This is a genomic window from Trinickia sp. LjRoot230, from assembly GCF_964253315.1.
Lineage (GTDB): Bacteria > Pseudomonadota > Gammaproteobacteria > Burkholderiales > Burkholderiaceae > Trinickia.
Genome location: NZ_CAXUQX020000001.1, coordinates 1,794,475 through 1,810,266, shown reverse-complemented (window position 1 = coordinate 1,810,266; position 15,792 = coordinate 1,794,475). Strand labels below are relative to the sequence as shown.

The 15,792-nt window shown below is 59.6% G+C and carries 15 protein-coding genes and 1 pseudogene; 11 read left to right on the top strand and 5 right to left on the bottom strand.

The genetic code is table 11. The features are described 5' to 3' along the window. Positions 1–216: 216 nt before the first annotated feature. A complete protein-coding gene (locus ACSQ20_RS08450) occupies positions 217–1,143 on the bottom strand; it encodes a LysR family transcriptional regulator (RefSeq protein WP_436018893.1) in 927 nt (308 codons plus the stop codon). A 90-nt stretch (positions 1,144–1,233) separates the two neighbouring features. On the opposite strand from ACSQ20_RS08450, the gene ACSQ20_RS08445 reads away from it, so the two are divergent. Beyond that, the gene (locus tag ACSQ20_RS08445) at positions 1,234–2,253 is read left to right on the top strand and encodes a zinc-dependent alcohol dehydrogenase family protein (protein WP_436018891.1); all 1,020 of its coding nucleotides are present in this window, start codon (positions 1,234–1,236) and stop codon (positions 2,251–2,253) included. On the opposite strand, the gene ACSQ20_RS08440 is transcribed toward ACSQ20_RS08445, so the two are convergent. After that, positions 2,250–3,461: a CynX/NimT family MFS transporter gene (locus ACSQ20_RS08440; protein WP_436018888.1), complete on the bottom strand. Its 1,212-nt coding sequence runs from the start codon at positions 3,459–3,461 to the stop codon at positions 2,250–2,252. The two genes, ACSQ20_RS08445 and ACSQ20_RS08440, sit on opposite strands and share 4 nt — an antisense overlap. 117 nt (positions 3,462–3,578) lie before the next feature. Between ACSQ20_RS08440 and ACSQ20_RS08435 the strand changes: the two genes are divergently transcribed. Further along, on the top strand, positions 3,579–4,376 hold the full coding sequence (locus ACSQ20_RS08435) for an AraC family transcriptional regulator (protein WP_436018886.1): 798 nt from the start codon (positions 3,579–3,581) through the stop codon (positions 4,374–4,376). Positions 4,377–4,424: 48 nt separating this feature from the next. Here the strand turns inward: ACSQ20_RS08435 and ACSQ20_RS08430 are convergent, their stop codons facing one another. After that, positions 4,425–4,799, bottom strand: coding sequence for a nuclear transport factor 2 family protein (locus ACSQ20_RS08430; protein WP_436018884.1), 375 nt, complete (start codon positions 4,797–4,799; stop codon positions 4,425–4,427). A gap of 99 nt (positions 4,800–4,898) precedes the next feature. Here ACSQ20_RS08430 and ACSQ20_RS08425 point away from each other — a divergent pair, with 99 nt between their 5' ends. After that, positions 4,899–5,834 carry a LysR family transcriptional regulator gene (locus ACSQ20_RS08425; protein WP_436018882.1) on the top strand — a complete coding sequence of 312 codons (936 nt, stop codon included), beginning with the start codon at positions 4,899–4,901 and terminating at the stop codon, positions 5,832–5,834. Between the two features lie 45 nt (positions 5,835–5,879). Here the strand turns inward: ACSQ20_RS08425 and ACSQ20_RS08420 are convergent, their stop codons facing one another. Together ACSQ20_RS08420 and ACSQ20_RS08415 are read right to left on the bottom strand one after the other, a co-directional pair. Next, positions 5,880–6,494, bottom strand: coding sequence for a GNAT family N-acetyltransferase (locus tag ACSQ20_RS08420; RefSeq protein ID WP_436018880.1), 615 nt, complete (start codon positions 6,492–6,494; stop codon positions 5,880–5,882). Between the two features lie 474 nt (positions 6,495–6,968). Then, positions 6,969–7,064, bottom strand: a pseudogene (locus ACSQ20_RS08415) (IS5/IS1182 family transposase); the annotation flags it as partial. A 503-nt stretch (positions 7,065–7,567) separates the two neighbouring features. On the opposite strand from ACSQ20_RS08415, the gene ACSQ20_RS08410 reads away from it, so the two are divergent. The 8 genes from ACSQ20_RS08410 to ACSQ20_RS08375 all read left to right on the top strand — a co-directional run bounded on the left by ACSQ20_RS08410 (position 7,568) and on the right by ACSQ20_RS08375 (position 15,659). Beyond that, positions 7,568–8,305, top strand: coding sequence for a tRNA-dependent cyclodipeptide synthase (locus ACSQ20_RS08410; protein ID WP_436018878.1), 738 nt, complete (start codon positions 7,568–7,570; stop codon positions 8,303–8,305). A gap of 2 nt (positions 8,306–8,307) precedes the next feature. After that, the gene (locus tag ACSQ20_RS08405) at positions 8,308–9,273 is read left to right on the top strand and encodes a 2OG-Fe(II) oxygenase family protein (RefSeq protein ID WP_436018876.1); all 966 of its coding nucleotides are present in this window, start codon (positions 8,308–8,310) and stop codon (positions 9,271–9,273) included. Beyond that, the gene (locus tag ACSQ20_RS08400) at positions 9,270–10,178 is read left to right on the top strand and encodes a 2OG-Fe(II) oxygenase family protein (protein WP_436018874.1); all 909 of its coding nucleotides are present in this window, start codon (positions 9,270–9,272) and stop codon (positions 10,176–10,178) included. Before ACSQ20_RS08405 ends, ACSQ20_RS08400 begins: the two co-directional genes overlap by 4 nt. Further along, the gene (locus ACSQ20_RS08395) at positions 10,175–11,614 is read left to right on the top strand and encodes a cytochrome P450 (RefSeq protein ID WP_436018872.1); all 1,440 of its coding nucleotides are present in this window, start codon (positions 10,175–10,177) and stop codon (positions 11,612–11,614) included. Before ACSQ20_RS08400 ends, ACSQ20_RS08395 begins: the two co-directional genes overlap by 4 nt. 13 nt (positions 11,615–11,627) lie before the next feature. Beyond that, positions 11,628–12,515, top strand: coding sequence for a 2OG-Fe(II) oxygenase family protein (locus tag ACSQ20_RS08390; RefSeq protein WP_436018869.1), 888 nt, complete (start codon positions 11,628–11,630; stop codon positions 12,513–12,515). Positions 12,516–12,545: 30 nt separating this feature from the next. Further along, entirely contained in the window at positions 12,546–13,478 is a 933-nt protein-coding gene (locus tag ACSQ20_RS08385; RefSeq protein ID WP_436018867.1) for a 2OG-Fe(II) oxygenase family protein, read from the top strand. Between the two features lie 24 nt (positions 13,479–13,502). Next, positions 13,503–14,405, top strand: coding sequence for a 2OG-Fe(II) oxygenase family protein (locus tag ACSQ20_RS08380; protein ID WP_436018865.1), 903 nt, complete (start codon positions 13,503–13,505; stop codon positions 14,403–14,405). 63 nt (positions 14,406–14,468) lie between these two features. Further along, on the top strand, positions 14,469–15,659 hold the full coding sequence (locus tag ACSQ20_RS08375; RefSeq protein WP_436018863.1) for an MFS transporter: 1,191 nt from the start codon (positions 14,469–14,471) through the stop codon (positions 15,657–15,659). The last annotated feature ends 133 nt before the right edge of the window (positions 15,660–15,792 follow it).

The following is a 15,792-nucleotide window of genomic DNA, read 5'->3' as shown; positions in this document are numbered from 1 at the left end:
GAGTCATCGTTTTCGCCGACAGCCACCCTCATTGTTCGGCGCTTTCAGATAAGCGAAACCTGCATATTCGTGCTTATCGACCGCGAACAAAAAAGCTTGATAGAGCAAAACCCGTGCTTCGGATAGGTAATCGCAATCGCAACGCATTGAAAGCTTGTCGACATGTTGCGCCAGCGCCGCTTCGGCTCCGGCGAAGCGCGCATTATTCGATTCAGTTCAGCGCTGGTGCGAAAGCCAAGGCGGAGGATGCATCCGTTCGCTGATCAGGTCAGCGAACGCACGTGTTTTCGATGATGCACCGCCTGCGGAAGGCATGACGACATAGATCGCGCCCTCGTCCGCAACCGTCCATTCGTGCAGCAACGGCACGAGGCGCCCCTCGGCGAGTTCGCGACCAACGAGCCAATCGGTGGCCATGACGATTCCGATCCCGGCAACGGCAGTTGCGACCAGCGCTTCGGCGTCGTCGGAGACGACGGGGCCATCGATCGACACCGTGCGAACCTCCCCCGACGCGTGCGCAAACTGCCAACGATACGGCGTCGGAAATCCGGAGAAGATCATGCAAGGATGATCGGTCAGCGCCTCGGGGGTACGGGGCTCGCCGTGTCGTTCGAGATACGCGGGCGCCGCACAGACGAGCCGCCGCCGCCGGGCGACCTGGCGCGCGACGAGCCGCGAGTCGGGCAGCACACCGAGCCGCACGGCCACGTCGAACCCCTCGCCGATCAGGTCGACAAAGCGATTCGAGAACGAAATATCGACCGTCACCTCGGGATACCGGGCGAGAAAGACCGGCACAAGCGGCGCGAGCCACATCCGTCCGAACGTACTTGGCGCTGCAACGCGAAGCCGCCCGCGCGGCGCACCGGAAGCATACGCCGCCGCCTCGCGAGTAGCGGCGCCAAGTTCACGCAAGATTGGCTGCACGCGCGTGAGGTAGGCCGCTCCCGCCTCGGTCAACGCCACGCGGCGCGTCGAGCGCGCGAACAGGCGCACGCCCAGCCGAGCCTCGAGCGCCTGCACACGCCGCGAGACGATCGTGGCGTCACGGCTCAGTTGCCGCCCGGCGGCCGCAAACGAAGCGTGCTCAGCTACCGCAACGAAGGCAGCGATGTCGTCAATATCGGGATATTCATGCATATAACGCAGCATTAAACTGCAATCATCACCGATTATCAATCTTAACCGCATGATTTAGTCTGACAGCACGCTAACCCATGGGAGATGAACATGCGCGCAATTCAGCTGACCGGTCCTTCGCTTGACGCTTTCGCCTCGGTCGACTTGCCCGAACCTCCGCCGCCGGGCCACGGCCAATTGCACATCGCTATGCGTGCCGCGAGCCTGAATTTCATCGATGTGGCCGTCGCGCTGGGGCAATACCCAGGGGTCTCGTTTCCGCTGATACCGGTGGCTGACGGCGCCGGGGAAGTGCTTGCTGTCGGAGAGGGGGTATCCGCGTTCAACGTAGGCGATCGCGTGGCGCTGCATCCGAAGGCACGCTGGGCTGCTGGCCGTCCTACCGTCGAACGGTCCCGCGTCATGCGCGGCGTGAACTTGCCGGGGGTGTTGATGCAGGTGGCCACCGTGGACGCGAGCGCTGTCGTCAAGGCGCCGGATCACTTGAGTTGGGAAGAGACGGCATCGCTGCCCATCGTTGCCACGACCGCCTGGAATGCGCTGGAAGCCGCCCACATCGGTCCGGGCTCGCACGTCGTCGTACTGGGAACGGGCGGCACGTCGCTGATGACGCTGCAATTGGCGAAGGCCCGTGGCGCGCGCGTCATCGTGACGTCGTCCTCCGACGACAAGCTCGTGCGCGCTCAAGCGTTAGGCGCCGATCACATCGTCAACTATCGCACTCACCCGACGTGGGACGACGAAGTCCAGCGGCTGACCGACGGCGTCGGCGCGGATCTCGTGCTTGAAACGGTCGGACCGCAAACGTTCATGCGCTCCCTCGGCGCGGTTCGCCAAGGCGGCACCGTGTTCACAATCGGCTTTTTGAGCGGCACGGTGGGCCAGATCGACTTACTGCCGTTGATCATCAAGAGCGTGCGCGTGCAGGGCAACAACACGGGCTCCGCCGAAGATCTGGCAGACGCGTTGGCAGCCATCGCCGCGCACCGGATCAAGCCCGTGCTCGGTCGCACGTTCCCCGTGCGACGAATTGAGGATGCCTATCGCAGCGCTGCCGAAGGCGGCTCGTTCGGCAAGCTTGCGATCACACTGGACGAGATCGCGCTTTAGCGAATGGTGTCCGCACCGATCTGACGGTTGCGGCCCGCGAGCACACCGAAGATTGCCATCGCCACGGCGAGCACCGCGCCGATGGCGAGCGGCGCGTGCCAGCCGCCGGTGAGATCGTGCATCTTGCCAGCCATGGCTGGCCCGCAAGCCGCGAGCAGATATCCGACGCACTGAGCCATGCCCGAGAGCGTTGCCGCCTGATGCGCGCTGCGCGTGCGCAGCCCCATCGCGATGAATGCGAGCAACACACCGCCGCCCGAACCTGCGCCGAACAGGCACACCCAGAGCAATGACCAGTGCGGCGCGAAGATAAGACCGAGTAGCCCTGTGCACATGAATGTCGCCGTCGCGGCAGCGATCAATTTCTGATCGTTCATGCGGCTGACGATAGGCCCTAATACGAGTCCGGGAAGCGCAGACGCAAGCTGCATCGCGCCGTGCAGCGAGCCAGCCGACGCGGGCGAAAATCCCGCATCGATCAAGATCGCGGGCAGCCATCCAGCCAGGATGTAGTAGAGCAGCGAATTGAAACCCATGAAAAGCGTCACCTGCCATGCCAGCGCGGAATGCCAGATGGGTCCGCCGTGCGAAAGCGTCGACGTGTTCGCGGCGGGCGGCGAGTGGCTGCCGAGCTGCGCGCTCCAGACAGCGCCGGAAACGAGCGGCAGCACGATAATCGCGCCAAGGGCCGCTTGCCAGCCCAAGCCGTTGTAAAGCGGCACGGCCGATATGGAAGCGAGCGCAGCGGCCCCGCCCATCGCAATGCCGCAGATGCCGGTTATCGTCGGCACCTTTGTTGGAAAATCGCGCTTGACGAGACTTGGCAACAGGACATTACCCACTGCGATGGCAGTGCCCAGCATGCCGGTACCGAGATATAGACACCACACCGGCCCAAGCGACCGAACGATAACGCCGGCAACAATCCCGAGCAACGCACCGAATAAGGTACGCTCCAAGCCATAGGCCCGCGCCAATGCCGCGGCAAATGGGGAAATAAATCCAAATGCGAGTAGCGGCAGCGTCGTCAATAAACCGGCTTGTAGCGGGGACAGCGCCAACGTCGACTGAATCGTCTCGAGGACAGGCGCGACGCCGGTGATCGGCGCGCGAAGGTTGGTTGCAATCAGCAGCAGGCCGACAACCAGCAATGCGGGGCGCGCAATGTTGTCGACTCTGACGCTGACGGGGGCGTTGACCTGACTCATGTGTATTAATCCAAAGACAAGCGGTTCGAATATGGATTAACACCTTAACGTTTGAGCCTTTAAATGGATTTAGCTAGAATGCCAAACAATATCTAAATCCGGCCAACTTTCGATTACGTGTCACTCGAACGCTCGCTCACCCACTTCGATGAAGTCAGCATCCGCGGTCCAGCTGTGGGCATGCGGATGCAAGTGGCGGACTACAAGAGCGAGGTTCCGGTGCACCAGCATCGCTTGGGTCAACTCGTGCTCGCGCTCAAAGGCGGCGTGATGTGCAGCGTTCCCAGCGCGCTGTGGATGGTCCCGCCGTCGTGTGCCGTCTGGGTGCCCGGCGGGACACCGCACAGCATCCGTGCCACAGCCAACGCGCGAATTTGCTACCTCTTTGTACAGCCGGGTGCTGTTCGATTACCGGAACACTGCTGCACGTTGTCCATTTCGCCGCTGGTGCGGGAGTTGGTCGTCCACATGACGGATGAACCGCTCGATTACCCGTTGAACAGCCCGACGGGACGCAAAGCCATCGTGCTGCTGGACGAGTTGGCCCGTATGCCGGTCGAGCATTTGCACCTGCCCACTTCGGACGAGCCGCGCATGCGGAAAATCGCGAAGATGCTGTCGGCCGACCCTGCCGATCGACGTACGTTAGCGGAGTGGGGAAAGCTCGTGGCAATGAGCGAGCGGTCGCTGGCGCGGCTCGTTCGGCAGGAAACGGGCTTGAGCTTTGGACGCTGGCGGCAACAACTGCATTTGATCGTCGCGATACGTCAACTTTGTGCGGGGCAGAGTGTGCAACGTGTCGCTGAAGCGCTCGGCTATCAATCTGTCACCGCCTTCATTACGATGTTCAAGAAGTCGTTGGGCAAGCCGCCGGCGAAATACTTCGCTTCGATCAGCGAGTCGCGTGATGGTTGAAATGGAAGACACCGCATCGCGATTTGAACCTCGAAGGTTGGACATCCATCAGTCGAAGGTGCGCACGATAAAGGACGCCTTGACCGTTATCAGCCAATTGCCATCCACCTTGTGCATGACAAAGTGATCGTTGAACAATTTCTTTCCTATCCGGACCCTCACAGTTGCTGTTGAAAGGCTCTCAGAGATGTTTTCGATGGAGAGGATCGCTTCATCTCTGGGCGAACCAGTTGATTGCGGACTCGGCCTCCCGTTGATGAGCGCCGCGTAGTCCTGTGACGACAGCGTGTTCAGCCGACCTTCATCAAGCCACTGGACCACGCAGATCTGATGGAAGACTTTATTGAAGTCACGGCTCTTCGGCTCATAGGCCAAATTGAAGTAGTCGTCAATCAACGCGACTATGGCTTGGGTTTGGGTCATTGCGGGTTTCCTCAATGGTTGAACGATCCGTATAGTGAAGGTTCCGCCTGCTCTCAGCTACGGCGAATCGGTTATCGCTGCCATTACCGGAACACATAGATGATGGATGACCTTGATGGAGGACTTGTAGGCGGCTTGCTTGCGCTTGCGGCCGTCGCCGAATCCAAGAGCTTTGGTCGTGCTGCCTCTCGTCTGGGTAAGACTCAGCCTGCGGTGAGTCGCGCCATCCAACGATTGGAGGACCGTCTGCGCGCAAAGCTCCTGCATCGCACGAGCCGACACGTTGAAGTGACCGAGGCTGGGCATGAGCTGTTGTCGAAAGTGCTACCGCTACTCCAGGGAATCGAAGAGGCGACGGTCAGCGCCTCAGGCCAGGCATCAGTCGTCAACGGCACACTGCGCGTCGCGTGCGATCCTCGGTTCGCCGACCTCGTATTGGCGCCGGAGTTGACCCAGTTCATGAAGGACCACCCTGCCCTTCAACTGAAGCTGGAGACAAGGAACGCCCTCTCAGATTTAGTGAGCGACGGATTTGATCTCGCCATACGGTTTGGGCCGCCATCCATTTCAAGCTTGGTCTGCCGCCGGCTATACAGCCCGCGAGTCCTGACTGTTGCCGCGCCGTCCTACCTGGAGCGACGCGGTCGACCCAGGTCGCCGAAGGATTTGGTCGATGATGGCCATGAATGCATCCTGGCCATCGACCCGGCTACCGGCAGACCCTTCGAATGGGAATTCTGGCGTGGCGACGAGAAGGTGAAAGTGGCTGTTAGCGGTAACCTGACCGTCACCGATGCGGGAACCAAAATTGGAGCCTGTCTTGCGGGCTATGGGATCGCCCAGGTGATCGACCTAGGCATCGACACGCACCTGCGAGCCGGCACGCTGGAGCCCGTTTTGACGGACTGGCCTGACGAGACGTTTCCTCTTTACGTCTACTACCCCAGTCGGAGCCACGTTCCGGCCAAGGTCAGAGCATTCATCGACTTTGTTGCCAGCACAATGCCCGGACGAAAAGACCGTGCGCTGCGTTGATTCCGTGTGGCTCCTGTCACTGCATATGTGATCGCTAAACCGATGTCACCGATCGGCGCCTTGCAGTTCAAGCCATCGGCAGCGCGAAAGTCGATACAGCATCTGGGAACGGAGAGGATTGCCTTCCGCGACAAGCGGGTGCTGGAAATCGTCGTGGGCATCGCGTGTCATGCCAAGCTTTTCCATGACCCGAGCAGAGATCTTATTGGCCACGCCAGCGTTGGCCACGATCTCGGGCAACTTCAGCGAGTCAAAGCCATATCGAAGGGCCGCGGCAGCAGCTTCCGGTGCATAGCCCAGTCCCCAAAACGCGCGCGCAATCCGCCAACCGATTTCAACGGCGGGCGTGAAGTGCGCTTCGTAGCTAACAGGAAGCAGGCCGACTGCGCCGATAAACAGCCTGCTCTCCTTGGCTTCAACGGCCCAAAAGCACATGCCATGCTGCTTCAAAGCGTCGATCTGTCGATCAATCCACGTGTAATACGCATCATGCGGCGTCAGTGGCATCAAATGCTCCATAACGCGTTCGTCGGCGGACATGTCGGCGAAAGGCTGTCTGTCCGCTTCCTGCCATGAGCGCAAGATTAGCCGCTCCGTCTGGATTTGCATGGATTCAAGGTTGGTGATCATGGTCAGATCCTTATCGCTAACGACGCTCAATATGATCGTGGAATTGCCTCGATCAAGATGACATCGCGCGCTCGGCGCGCCAATGGCGGGCGGACCGCGGGACGCAGGATACGATAGGCCGTCCTTCCTTGTTCGGCGGAATCAATGCCTGGCAGATCCGCCCATACCTGAAGCGCGAAAGTGTCGTCATCGCGTGACTTAACGGGAGGCTCGTTGATCGACTGCTTTGTCATTGTTGCACGGCAGTCCGATCCGGATCTGGTCCCGCTCGCCTCAATGACGCTCGCGAGCGGGACAGTTGCTATGGTGGCAGCGGTTTTCGCAGGTGGCACGGATGTCGGTTCCGCGCTGACGCTGTACGAAGCGCTGGTTCGCTCCGCCCAAAGCGGTAGCCCCACGCGCGTTCAAAACCAAGAGCGGGGCGCTAGCCGCTCGCATTGCCTGCACGGCGGATACCGTCACTGATCGCATCAATGCCGCCGACCGTATGAAATGAGCGAACGCAAACGCAATGCCCGTCAGTACCGCGCGGTCGGGTGGCGGTTTGCGGCCCGGATACTGGCGATTGCGTGGTGCCGGCATTGGTAGTGGTGGTTCGATGAGTGACTATAGTTCGTCGTCCATGAGCTCTTTCGGCATCGCTTCCTGTTGGGCAAAACAAGACAGAAAGTCAACACCAAATCGAAAAAGTTAACAGACCAAACTTTAAATTTCGCAACAGATCCTTACGCGTCGCCTCAGCCACCTTTGGGATCGTGTCAAGAGCCGGTTTCTGCGCCAGAGTGATGAAAAACGCAGCTCTGATGCTCCGGGAAGCGGTTCGGCTTATGTGGAAACGGCGTTGCGTTGAATCGTTTGCAGATTGAGGCCTGCTTTCTCATCTCATTCATTTTGACTAACCCTCGTTATCTCGATACATTCATTTTGACTAGCCCTCATTATCTCGATATTAAACTCTAATCCAAATAAATCGAGATTCGATAAAAGCTTGCTAACATAGAGCTTTCATCACCTCACCACGCTTAAATTACTCGTTATCTTTTTACTGGAATATGCCAGCGAGCATCATCCCATTTCTCGCCTCAACATTGGGAGACTGAAAAGTGGTTTTTGACGAAATTTTGGTAGCCCCCTCTCCGACGAGCGAAAATGAAGCACGTTATCGCGCAAAAATAGACTTTGTGTCTCCTCAAAGCCGACGCGATACATTCGACCTTGAACATGAATGTTTCCTTGGTGTCAGTCTTGAGAACCGGAACTTTGAACCGGCCCGTTTCCATTCGTTGCTTGAATGGGTGTCGCGCCGATTCCTGAAATGCAAGATCCTGGTTGGCGATAGCATCCACCGGCTGACGCTCGAATCGTGCTCACGCATGCCAGCCCAGGAAGCGCATGACAGAGCCCTGCGGCTTGGACGTGATTTCATGGACGCGAACCGCGACATCATTGCCGCTTATCAGTCGAACACGCAGTTCGAATTCATCACCTGCCATGAAATCCAGCAGACTCCCGAATATTTTGCGCATCATCGTGCAATCACGGATTATTTCCACGGTTTTCCCGCATTTCGCGAATCGGTCGAAAGTTTCGGGATTCGCTATCACCGGAATCATTGGCATATGCTCAGCGAAGGCGAGCGTGCAGCACGATTGAACAATTCGTCGAGTTACTTCATCGAGGAATTCGCTATATTCGCGTGCCTTGTGAACCGAGGAATTACAGTGATGGTCTATCCTGGCTCATTCAGCACCCTAGCTGATATTGCCGACAATAAGTTCCCCGGCGTATCTAAGGAACTCGAATCGCTCTGTGTCGTATCCATCCATTTCAAAAAGAGATAGATATGAGCCAATCAATTGTCATTAGCGAATGGACCTTGGATCCCGGGAAAATCTATCTGAGGGAATTGCACAAACGCGTCGATCAACGGGCCGCCCAAACGGCTGCGTCCCTTGAGCGCGCGAGCCTGGAGGGCTCGGATCTTGTATTCGCCTCGACCGCAACCCGGGATAAGGCGTTAAACGACGGCGTATTCTTACTGACCGTTCCGGAATCGATGGATTTCACAGCCTGCGACGCGTTTTCTCGTCAGTTCTACACGGGTAATAAGCACCTCTCCTACGGCCATTATCGCCTCCTGAACGGTGACCGTTTCGGCGACGAACTGCTCGGCTTTCATGAGCGAATCAACCAGATCGAGCAGTTCCTACTCGAGCGCCGGTTCTGGCGGGCCGCTTATCCCCCTGAAATCGACGCATGCGGAGTCGCGCTGACAGCCATCGCGGGACATGTTCTGCGCGCGATACTGAAGTTGACCGACATCCCAATGCGTCATTGGCTCGAGGCGACAGGCGGCTGCTCGTCCGAATGCGGCTCTTACCATCTCACGTTTAATCACTACCGCCCGGCGCAGCCGGGAATCGGTCTCTCGTCGCATAAGGACGACGGCTTCGTGACGATCCTCCGGACCACCGCGCCAGGACTCGAAATCAACCGCCGCAATCAATGGGAGAGTGTTACGCCCGATCCCGCGTGTTTCGTGATCAATTTCGGGCTGTCCATGGAGATTCTGACGCGCAAATCGTCACGGCCGGTCAGCGCGATCATGCATCGCGTGCAGCATCAAACAGCAGACCGCTTTAGCTTCGCACATTTCAGCTCGAGCTTCTGCGAGCCGGGCTCGGCGGCCGGCATCTACGGGTACGACAGTAGACACGGGCTGCGACTCATCTGCTCCTCACGTGAGCTGATCGATGCGAATGACGACGAGATCTATCACGGCACAAAAGCCGGGGGACCGGCGCAATGAGCCTGAAAACTTTTTGCCCCTGCCTCGCCAAGGTTATCAACGACGAACTGAACTTCACGCGCGGTTCCTTGCGCAAGGCCATCGACGACGGTTGCTTCGCGCTGGAAATTCCAGGTGATCTTGACGTCGCACCCGGCATCCGCCTCGCGAACGAATTCCATCTCCACCGCGCGGATTCTCTGTCCGGCGAAGCGGCAGCCTATCGCGGCTTCCGATCGCGCGACGGCGTCTATTTCGACCGAGATCATTACCAGACCGAGCACATCCTGATCGACGGACCTCGCCGCCGCGCCGAATTTCCCGGTCCCGTCAACGCGATGTGCGAACGGATGTATGCGATCGGAAGGATAGTTCTTCGCAAAGTCCTGTCCGCCACCAGCATTCCGCCGTCGTTCTGGCATCGCTCTACCGATCAGTGCTCGGCCGACGGCGGCGTGCAATGGTTCGCGGTCAGTCATTACCGGCCCGAAAGAGACGCGCCTGGGGCACCGGAGCACAAAGACACCGGATTCGTCACTGTCCTCTACTGCGAACAGCCTGGCCTCGAGGCATTCGTCGCCAACGCCTGGCACGACGTGCCACCCATACCTGGCTATTTCCTCATTAACTTTGGCGGCGCGCTCGAGGCTCTGACCGCCCGTTTGCCCGTTCGCGTCAGAGCGGTCCTCCATCGCGTCCGTCAATGCGGGCAGAGCACCGCGACAAACGGCAACAGATTTTCGTTCGCGGCGTTTCTTAACCCTGTCGCGACAGGCGAAGCGTTCCAGGTATCACGCGATGGCTGCCGTCTCATATCGCTCGGTTCGGTCGAAGCGTTCCTGCGCGATTTCAACCGAGCGGCTTGGCACGACAACTATGCCGACTTCGGCATCTCCAAACGTCCTGAAGATTCAGCCGCATCATGACAATCCGGACACTGACAAGTCTGGCCGAGCGTGCGCGCCCCGCTCCCTTTCCAGGATTAATCGCCCACGCGCCTGGTCGCGACCCAGCGACCGGGCACGGCGCCGCGTTTCACGCTGCCGTTGTCGAGGGTGGCCTGAACGCCTCTGACTATTTCGCCCGATCTGGCGTCGCCGAACTGGCGAGCCGCTCAGGAGGACTCTGCACGCTCTGGATCGGAGACAATCTCGCCGTCTATCAGAATACTAACGAGCCGCTCGTCCACGACGACGACCTTATGCCATCCATCAATGCGAACGCGGACCTGTTCGGCTCGTTCATGGGCGCGCTTAATATGAACGATCCCTCCCGCGCCGCGAAACGGGAGTTCGTCGAACGGATTCTCGGCAACGGCCGTTTCATCGACGGTCTGTCCGACGAGATCACAGCCGCGACGCGGTCTTACATGCGCTTGCATCCGCCCCGGGATGAGCCACTCGATACGTTTTGCCTGAATCTGACCGCGTACGTTGACAGCGTCATTCCCGGAATCCTCGATCTTCGGGGACGGCCGCTGACTGACTATCTCACCGATGCGACGTTCGGAAAGATCGCGACCAGCTTCTTCGAGATTGCATCGGAAGCCATCAGCAAGCTCAACGTTGCGGCCATCAAGGATGCCGATCTGATCGTCGAGCTGACAACCCAAATCCTTCTTGACAACAGCGAATCGATTGAGCGGGCGCCAGCGAGCAACCTCATCCGCTCTCAGTTCGACAATTTCGGCATCCCCTTCTCTCGGAGCGCCGTTTCAGCGCTGACCGACGCCCAGTTGAAGGAGCTTGGCACACTGATCATCGCGACCTATGACACAACGGCGCTGAGCCTGCTCTGGACGATCGCTTATCTGGAGACGACGCCAGATATGCGCACCCAATTCATGGATTCGCTCTGCGACGAGACGCTCGCGCAGAGCACCGCTACGCTGATGGTGCTCGAGGCGATACGGCTCGGCGGCAGCAATCCAACCTCCCTCTGGCGCAAGTCCCGACATGCGGTGACGATCCACCACCAAGGCAACTCCATCGAGATCCCGGCGGGCACAATGTTCTGGCTGGATCGCCGTCGCGCCAATCGCGATCCGCAACGGTTCGCGCACCCTGACACCTACGATGCGCGGAACATCGAGGGCATCACAAATCAAGGCGCCATCAACACAGGGGCGCTACTTGCGCGCAATCGCTACGAGATCAACTCGTTTTCGATGATCAACACCGTGCGCAACCCGCGCAAGTGCCCCGGACGCATCTTTTCAGTGCGCGCACAGACTTTGATGCTGATTGCTTTGTACCGCAACCACAAAGTCGTCGTCGACGGCGTTTCGACCGGACTGATGCCGGCAAGCGCCATGCCCCGCCCTGTCCGTCCCGGTTCGATCCGTATCGAGCCCATCCAATGAATCGGAGAACGCCATGAAATCTCTTCTTCCTGTTGCTCACTTCCAGGACCGAGCATTGCACTTCGTCGAGCCGGATGGTTTCGAGCATGCCCGGTCGCTCGGCGCATTCCATCTTCGCCACCCGGGCGATTTCGACTTCCGGGCTGGCGTCGAACTCGCGCAGAAATACTATCTGCCCGCCGGCGAAGGTCCGGATGCCTCATTCCGCGGCTACCGCACGCGAGCGCTTTCCCGCTCGCTTCTCGGCTATTCGCAAACAGGCAGCGATCAAGACGAACTACTGCAAATCGAAGCGAATCTATGGCACGAATATCTGCCGAACGACACCGCGACGCTGCTCTGGCGGATGAATAACCTCAGCCGCGCCGTCCTGAGCGATTTGTTTCTCCGCGCGGGCGTCGCGCCCGTCGACATCGATACGGTAGCGGGCGGCATGTCAAAGGATGAAGCTCTGCAATACTGCATCTTCAATCACTATCGTTCGGAAGTCGATCAGCCCATCGGGCTGACCGCGCACAAGGACAGCGGCTTCATCACGATGCTGTACACGACCGAGCCGGGCCTCGAGTCGCACGATGGGCAGGACTGGATTCCATTCGATCCGCTGCCCGATCATTTCACGATCGTCCTCGGTCATTCGTTCGAGCTGCTGACCAAACTGCTGCCTAATCCGGTCAAGGCCAGCTACCACCGCGTACGCCGGATGGCAACCCGCAAGGCCGGAGCGCCAGATCGCTTCACGTTCGGTGTCTATATCGGGCCGCGCTGGGATCAGCGCCTCTATCAGTATGACGCTATCGGCAAGCTCTCGGATGTCGGCACCTTCCTCGATTTCCAGCGAGCCAAGGCTGCGGAGATGGCCTACGAATTCCACCCGCGCGTCGATTCGGCAATGGACTAGATCAACACCTCTCTAGAGACGGAGACCGACATGTCAAGCATTTCATCCCCCACGCTCCGGCCAGCGGCCGCACTTCCGCCGATGCCGGACGAACACGAGGCGAGCCGGCTGTATCCAGCCTGCGACATGGCTCGCGCCCGATTCGAGCGCGATGACCTCCGGTTCGACGAGGCGAACGGCTTTGATCGCGCGCTGAGCGACGGATTCTTCCTGCTGGAGATTCCGAAGGGCGTCGAACTCGGTGCTGCCGATCGCTTCGTCCGCCATTTCTTCGAGCCGCGTGCCGACGGCGAACTGGCACCTTGCAACTGCATCGTGCCAGGCGACTACCAGGGATACTTCGATCGCGAGCACGATCAGTGGGAAAACTTCTACATCGAACGGAGCAACTGGGGCATGCTGCCCGCTGCGGTAGCGCGCACCGGCGAAGCGATGTCGGGGATCGGCATCGAAATCCTGCGCGCTACGCTCGGCCATCTCGGCATTCCCGAGGCCGAGTGGGACACGCTGACCAGTGGACTCACCGCGAAACACGGTCACCAGATGCTCGCATTCAATCATTTCCGTTCCGACAAACGCGCACGCGGCTCGAAGTTTCACCGCGACTCCGGCTGGGTAACGGTGCTTCGCTCGACCACACCCGGCTTGCTCGCATATATCGACGACGGCTTGCGCGCCATCAATCCGGTAGCCGGCTACTTCATCGTCAATTTCGGGAGTTCGATCGAGGTCCTGACCGAGCGGCTGGCGAAGCGCGTGCGAGCCAACATCCACGGCGTGGCGCAGACGATCCGCCGGCACGACAGGCAGGAGCGCGTGTCCTACGTCGTCTTCCTCGACAGCGACCTGGGCGGCGACATCTATCAGTATCAAGGCAACGCGCCGGTTAGAGTCCAGTCGGTGAAGGATTTCGCTATCCAGGAAGTCTCGCGCACCTACGACGATGCCGAGCAAATGCTCTGATCCGAACGCTCTGGAGACAAGAACATGGACATACTGGATACGTATGAGTGGGTTGCCGCACGGCTCGACGACGGGAAGCTGAGCTTCGATACCCCTGACGGATTCGAGCGCGCACTCGCCGACGGTTTCTTCTTCGTGCACAAGCCGGTCGGATTGGATCTGACGGCGGCCGACCGCTTCGCGGCCAATTTCTATCTCGACCGCAGCGGCAGTGAAGACGACGAATACCGCGGCTTTCGTGCGTGGGGCGCCGCGCGGCTCGCCGAACGCGAGGGATATTACTGCCGCGATGCCGATCAAGTTGAACAGTTCTTTCTGGAGACCCGCTTTTGGAACGAGGTGTTTCCAGCCGCGCTATCGCGCCAGGCGCGCGAGATGCAGGACTTCGCGGTTGCCGTCGTCAGGGCGATCCTCGGACGGCTCGATCTACCGCGCGAGATCCTCGAGAAGGCGACAGGCGGCATTCTGTCGGGACGAGGAACCTACCATTTGACGTTCAATCATTTCAGGCCGCACATCCGCGCGCGCGGGTTGAACATCCATAAGGATTCGGGATGGATCACGATGCTGCGCTCGCTGGAACCCGGCCTCGAAGTCCGGCGTGGCCGCCAATGGCTGCCGATCATTCCGCGGCCGGACGCATTCGTCATGAATTTTGGCTGCGCGATCGAAATCCTCACGAAGGACACTCGCTCGCCTGTTGCCGCGGTCGCGCATCGCGTCGTCGAACAGCAGGCTCGTCCCGAAGGCGTCCCCGACCGGTTTTCGTATGCCCTGTTCGTGGATAGCAGCCTGGATACGGCGCAATGCGAAGGATTGTATAGGTTCGACCCACAGACGGGTTTGGTGCTGACCGCCGATTTCAATACCTTCCTTGACAAGATCGTGGCCAATACCTACGACCGCGATACGGAGGGGCTTTACTAACGCCGACGGTCCATCCCTCCCAAACCTATGTTTTGTCGATTTTGCATTTTTATGGGACCAGACTTGTCATCTTCAGAAGCCATTTCCAGTGTGGATAACGAGCGCGTGCTGTTGTCCGTCCTCTCCATGTCGGTATTCTTCGTCGGCGCCAGCGAGTTTATGCTCTCAGCGATGCTCAATCCGCTCAGCGTCGCATTCGGCACCGATTCCGTCCGCATCACTTGGCTGATCTCGAGCTATGCGTTCGCCTATGCCATCGCGGCACCGTTCCTCGGCGGTCTATCTGACCGAACAAATCGCAGCCGCTTGCTGCTGATAGCACTGCTATCGTTCGCGATCGACGGCGTCGGCATCGCCTTCTCGCCGACGCTCGAAATCGCGATCGCGCTGCGAATCTTCGGCGGACTCGCCTCCGCGGTCATCATTCCGACCGCGTTCGCCCTCATTTCCGAGGTTATTCCGCGCGCACGCCACGCAGCCGCGATGGGGGCTGTCATGCTGGGCATGACGTTCGGCATCGCGCTCGGTCCGGCGCTGGCTGGCCTGCTGACCAACTGGGTAGGGTGGCGAGCACCATTCCTCGTGACGTCGACCGGCTGCATCGTCGCATTTCTGATCGGTACCGCGACGATGCCGAAACGGCACACCGCCGTCGCGAAACGCAAGCCCCACGGCTTCAGGTGGCTCCGCAACCCGAACATCACGCGTCCGCTGCTTGCGAAAGGCTTATGGAATGGAACGGGCGTATCCGCTTTCCTGTTGTCTGGCGAAGTGTTGCGCCAGCGCTACCAACTCGACGTTGCCCATGTCGGGATGAGCGCGACCGCGTTCGGCGTCGGCCTGGGAATCGGCAATCTGTCGGCCGGGAAGCTGCGGCGCCTGACCGGCAGCGAGGAACGTTCGCTGATCGTCGTGACGAGCCTTTTAATCGCTTCCGTCGCGGCATTCAATCTTCTGCCGCTCCCGGTATTCGGCGCGCTCCTCTGCCTCGCGGCGTGGGGCGCCGCGCTCGGGGCTGGAGCCCCCTCGGCGACAACCGTGCTAGCCGAACGTTCGGGTCGCGACAAAGGCGTGGTTTTGGCAACAGCCGAGACGCTCAACAACGTCGTCATTCTGTCGGTCGTCCCGCTCGCCTCAATGACGCTCGCGAGCGGGACAGCTGCTATGGCGACAGCGGTTTTCGCAGCGGGCATGGGTGTCGGTGCCGCGCTGACGCTGTACGACGCGCTGGTTAGTTCTGCCCGGAGCCGGTAGCCCCTATGCATGGAGACCCGCGCGTTCAAAACCAAGAGCGGAGCGCTAGCCGCTCCCATTGCCAGCATGCCGGATACCGTCACTAATATCGTCAGTGCCGCTGACGGTATGAAACGAGCTACTGCGCATGCCG